Raw genomic sequence first — 4,326 nt, 5'->3', positions numbered from 1 at the left:
ACCCGAACAGGTCCGCGCCTTTCGCGACACCTGGAAGGACGGCATCCATTCCTACCTGACCTACCTGCGCGACCGGTTGACCGTGGCGCGCGATCTGCTGAGCGACAGCGGCAGCATCTTCGTGCAGATCGGCGACGAAAACGTCCACCGCGTGCGAGCGCTGATGGATGAGGTGTTTGGGGAGGGGAATTTCTGCGCGTCGATTTCAGTAAAGAAGACTACTGGGGCCGGAAGCCCTGCGATTGGCACGAAGGTTCTTGCCGGGACCCAAGACTATATCATTTGGTTTGCGAAACGAGCGGAGGCAGTCAAATATCGTCAACTCTACAGACGAAAAGACGAGAATACGACGGGATATGACTATGTCCGTTCTGTCACGGGATTCACGTTTCCCGCATCCACGGGCGAACAAGGCGAAGTATGCTCATTGGACAATCTAACGTCGCAAACGGGCGCTGACACAACAAGAGTTCCAGTTCAGTTCCATGGTATAGAATTCAAGCCTGCAACCGGCGGCTGGAAAACTAACGTTATTGGCATGTCGCGTCTCAAATGTGGCTACCGACTTGGGATCAAGGGAAAAACGCTGCGCTACGCCCGTGTGTTTGAAGACTTTCCGGTTCGGCCCCTCAATAACCTATGGGATGATATCTCACAGGGTGGCTTCGTGAGTTCGGAAAAGCTCTACGTCGTGCAAACTACGGCAGATGTGGTCGCCCGCTGCATCCTGATGACCACCGACCCCGGCGATCTGGTGCTCGATCCCACCTGCGGCTCGGGCACCACGGCCTATGTCGCCGAACAATGGGGGCGGCGCTGGATCACCATCGACACCAGTCGCGTCGCCGTGGCCCTCGCCCGCTCCCGCCTGATGGGCGCGCGCTATCCCTATTACCTGTTGGCCGACAGCAAGGAAGGGCAGCAAAAGGAAGGCGAGATCACCCGCACCCCGCCCAAATCCGCCCCCACCCACGGCAGCATCCGTCAGGGCTTCGTCTATGACCGCGTGCCGCACATCACGCTGAAATCCATCGCCAACAACGCCGAAATCGACGTGATCTGGGACAGGCTCCAGCCCGCCGTCGAGAATGCCCTCGCCGCCCTGAACGCCGCACTTGCAGGCCATTCCACCCCCTTCAAGGTGGAAACCGGCGGCCGCGCGGGCGCAAAGATCGACTTCACCGCGAGGGGTGAGGTCAAGCTCCCCTCTGGCGAGATGGCCCCGGCGAACAGCCTGATGGAATGGGAAATCCCGCGCGAGGCTCCCTCTGGCTGGCCCGCCACCGCGCAATCCGCCCTGAAGCGGTTCTGGGATGCCCGCATCGCCCGCCAGCGCGAAATCGACGCCAGCATCGCGGCCAAGGCCGAGTTCGAATACCTCTACGACAAGCCCTTCACCGACAATTCCAAGGTTCGCGTCGCCGGCCCCTTCACCGTGGAAAGCCTTTCGCCTCACCGCACCCTCGCCGTCGATTGGGATGACGAGCTGATCGACACCTACGAGGCCGCCGAGGGCAAGCGCAAGGCGGCCGAGGGTCCGCGCGACTTCACCGACTTCGCCCACATGATCCTGGAAAACCTGAAAGCCGCGGGCGTGCAGCAGGCGCACAAGGAGGACCGGATCACCTTCACCAGCCTCAAGGGCTGGCCCGGCAACTGGATCGCTGCCGAGGGCACCTTTATGGAAGGCGACACCCAGCGCCGCGCGGGCGTGTTCATCGGGCCAGAGTTCGGCACGGTGTCGCGCCCCGACCTGGTGGCCGCGGCGCGCGAGGCAGGCGACGCCGGTTTCGACGTGCTGATCGCCTGTGCCTTCAACTACGACGCCCACAGTTCCGAGTTCGACAAGCTGGGCCGCATCCGCATCCTGAAAGCCCGGATGAACCCCGACCTGCATATGGGCGCCGACCTGAAAACCACCGGCGCGGGCAACCTGTTCGTGATCTTCGGCGAGCCGGATATTCGCATCACCGATGCAGGCGACGATATGGTTCAGGTCCAGGTCTTCGGTGTGGACGTGTTCAAACCCCAGACCGGCGAGGTGCAAAGCGAAGGCACCGACGGCATCGCCTTGTGGATGCTGGACACCGACTACAACGAGGAGTCGTTCTTCGTTCGCCACGCCTATTTCCTGGGGGCGAACGACCCCTACAAGGCGCTGAAAACCACGCTGAAGGCCGAGATCGACGAAGAAGCCTGGGAGAGCCTGTATTCGGACACATCACGGCCGTTCGTGAAGCCGAAGTCAGGGCGGATCGCGGTCAAGGTCATCAATCACCTTGGGGATGAGGTGATGAAGGTATTTGCGGTGGAGTGATTCAATGAAGGCGCCAATTAGCAAGCCGGTCAACGACACGCAGCGCGCGTTCAACGAGCTCTGCGAAAAGGGCGGTGGGGTGAAAGGTGGCCCTGCCCGCGGCAAGGTATTGGCTTTGCTGAAGGAGTCGGGCCAGTCTCTCAACAAGATGGCCACTTCCGAGATGACCTCTCATCTGGCGGCCTTTCCCGCTGCCAACCCCTGGCATGTCTGCTTCGCCGTTGGCCTGTCCTGGGGCCACCTGGCTCAACTGGACCTCGCGTTCACGGAAGCTGTCTGCAACGTGCTCTCCGACTGGAACACAGCTGACCTTAACACCGCCAAGAGCTTCCACCTCGAGCGGGGCCCGACGCCCATCGAACAGTCGCTGACGGGCGCACACATGCTGTTCGGAAAGGTCACTCTTCCCAAGACCCTGCCTGATACGCTGGATAAACTCGGCAGGGCGCAAGAGCGGTGGCTCAGCCCCATACTGAATCCCAAGGAACGACCGCCGTACATCGGCGCGTGGAACGCGACGGCAATGTTCATGACTGCCTTGTTCGGTCAGCCTGCCCTAGCGATCTCGCAAAAATCACCACCGCCGATGTTGCCGCCCGGGGGGCCAATTTTTGCCGGGCTCAAGTTGCTTCACAATACCGGTATCCTCAGCAAATCTCCGGCTGGCAGCGAGCTGGACGACGCATCATTCGAGCCTGGCGCAATCTATGAAAACAATGGGCTGTTTGCTGAGCTCTGCGCTCAGCTTGCGGACTGGAGCCTGATCGACGTGCACTCGGGCGTATACATGCTGGGCACCAGGCATCCGCATTCAGGCAACTGGGTATAGGGGTTGGCGAACACATGGAATTTCGGATCGCCGACACCTTCACCGACAGTCTTGGCCGCCTGACGGCGCAGGAGCAGAAGGCGGCCAAAACCACCGCCTTCGACCTGCAACTGGACCCGACCTCGAACGGATTGTCCTTCCACAAGCTGGACCGCGCCAAGGACTCGAATTTCTGGTCGGTGCGGGTGAATGTCGATATCCGGATCATCGTCCACCGCACGGCCGCCAGCATCCTGCTCGTCTATGTCGATCACCACGACGACGCCTACAAATGGGCCGAACGGCGCAAGATCGAACGCCACCCGACGACCGGTGCCATGCAGCTGGTCGAGGTACGCGAGCGGGTTGAAGAGGTGGAAATCTTCAAACCGCGCGAGGTGGCCGCCACACCCGCCCCTGCTGCCAAACCTGCGGCCCGCCTGTTCGACAACCTGCGCAAGTTCGAACTGATGGCCTTTGGCGTGCCCGAAGAATGGGTTAACGACGTTCGCACAGCCACCGAAGACACGCTGTTCGACATCATCGAGCACTTGCCGCAAGAGGCGCAGGAAGCATTGCTGAAACTCGCCGTTGGCGAGAAACCACAACCGCCAGAGCCTGTGCCCGCCGAGGCCGATCCGTTTGCTCACCCGGACGCTCAGCGCCGCTTCCGCGTTCTGGCCAACGCAGAAGAACTGAAACAGGCGCTCGACTATCCCTGGGACAAGTGGGCGGTGTTCCTGCATCCGGCCCAAGCCGACCTCGTCGAACGGTCGTTCTCCGGCCCGACTCGGGTTTCGGGTTCGGCCGGGACGGGAAAGACCATCGTGGCGCTGCATCGAGCGGTCCATCTTGCCCGCGCTAATCCTTCTGCCAAGGTCTTGCTGACAACATTCTCGAAACCTCTGGCGAATGCCCTCCGAGCCAAATTGGCCAGCCTCGTGGGCAACGAGCCCACGGTTTCGGCGCGGATCATCGTCAGGGCGGTCTCGGCCGTAGGGTATGACCTTCATTCCGAGCGTTTCGGACAGCCCCAGATCGCCTCAAGCGCGCTGGTCAAGTCGCTGATCGATAAGGCAGCGGCCGAGGTCGAGGGGCACCGGTTCTCGCCTCAGTTCCTGATCGGAGAATGGAACGACGTCGTGGACGCTTGGCAACTTCGGTCGTGGGAGGATTACCGCGACGTGTCGCGCCTCGGGCG

General features: G+C 61.5%; 3 protein-coding genes. All 3 read left to right on the top strand.

Going from position 1 to position 4,326, the window contains the following annotated elements:
- Positions 1-2,317: site-specific DNA-methyltransferase (locus WMK75_RS18455; RefSeq protein ID WP_347269045.1), on the top strand; the 2,317-nt coding region annotated here is incomplete at its 5' end.
- A 4-nt stretch (positions 2,318-2,321) separates the two neighbouring features.
- Positions 2,322-3,146, top strand: coding sequence for a hypothetical protein (locus WMK75_RS18450; RefSeq protein WP_347269044.1), 825 nt, complete (start codon positions 2,322-2,324; stop codon positions 3,144-3,146).
- A gap of 14 nt (positions 3,147-3,160) precedes the next feature.
- Positions 3,161-4,326 (top strand): UvrD-helicase domain-containing protein (locus tag WMK75_RS18445; RefSeq protein WP_347269043.1); only part of this gene is annotated, 1,166 nt, incomplete at its 3' end.

Origin of the sequence: Paracoccus sp. (in: a-proteobacteria), assembly GCF_039808215.1 — a bacterium.
Taxonomy (GTDB): Bacteria; Pseudomonadota; Alphaproteobacteria; order Rhodobacterales; family Rhodobacteraceae; genus Paracoccus.
Note: the sequence above shows the minus strand (reverse complement) of the source record. Positions and strands in the feature narration are given on the sequence as shown.

Bases quoted from the DNA above. Each gene is read 5' to 3' on its own strand.
- WMK75_RS18450 (WP_347269044.1), top strand. From the start codon at position 2,322: ATGAAGGCGCCAATTAGCAAGCCGGTCAACGACACGCAGCGCGCGTTC.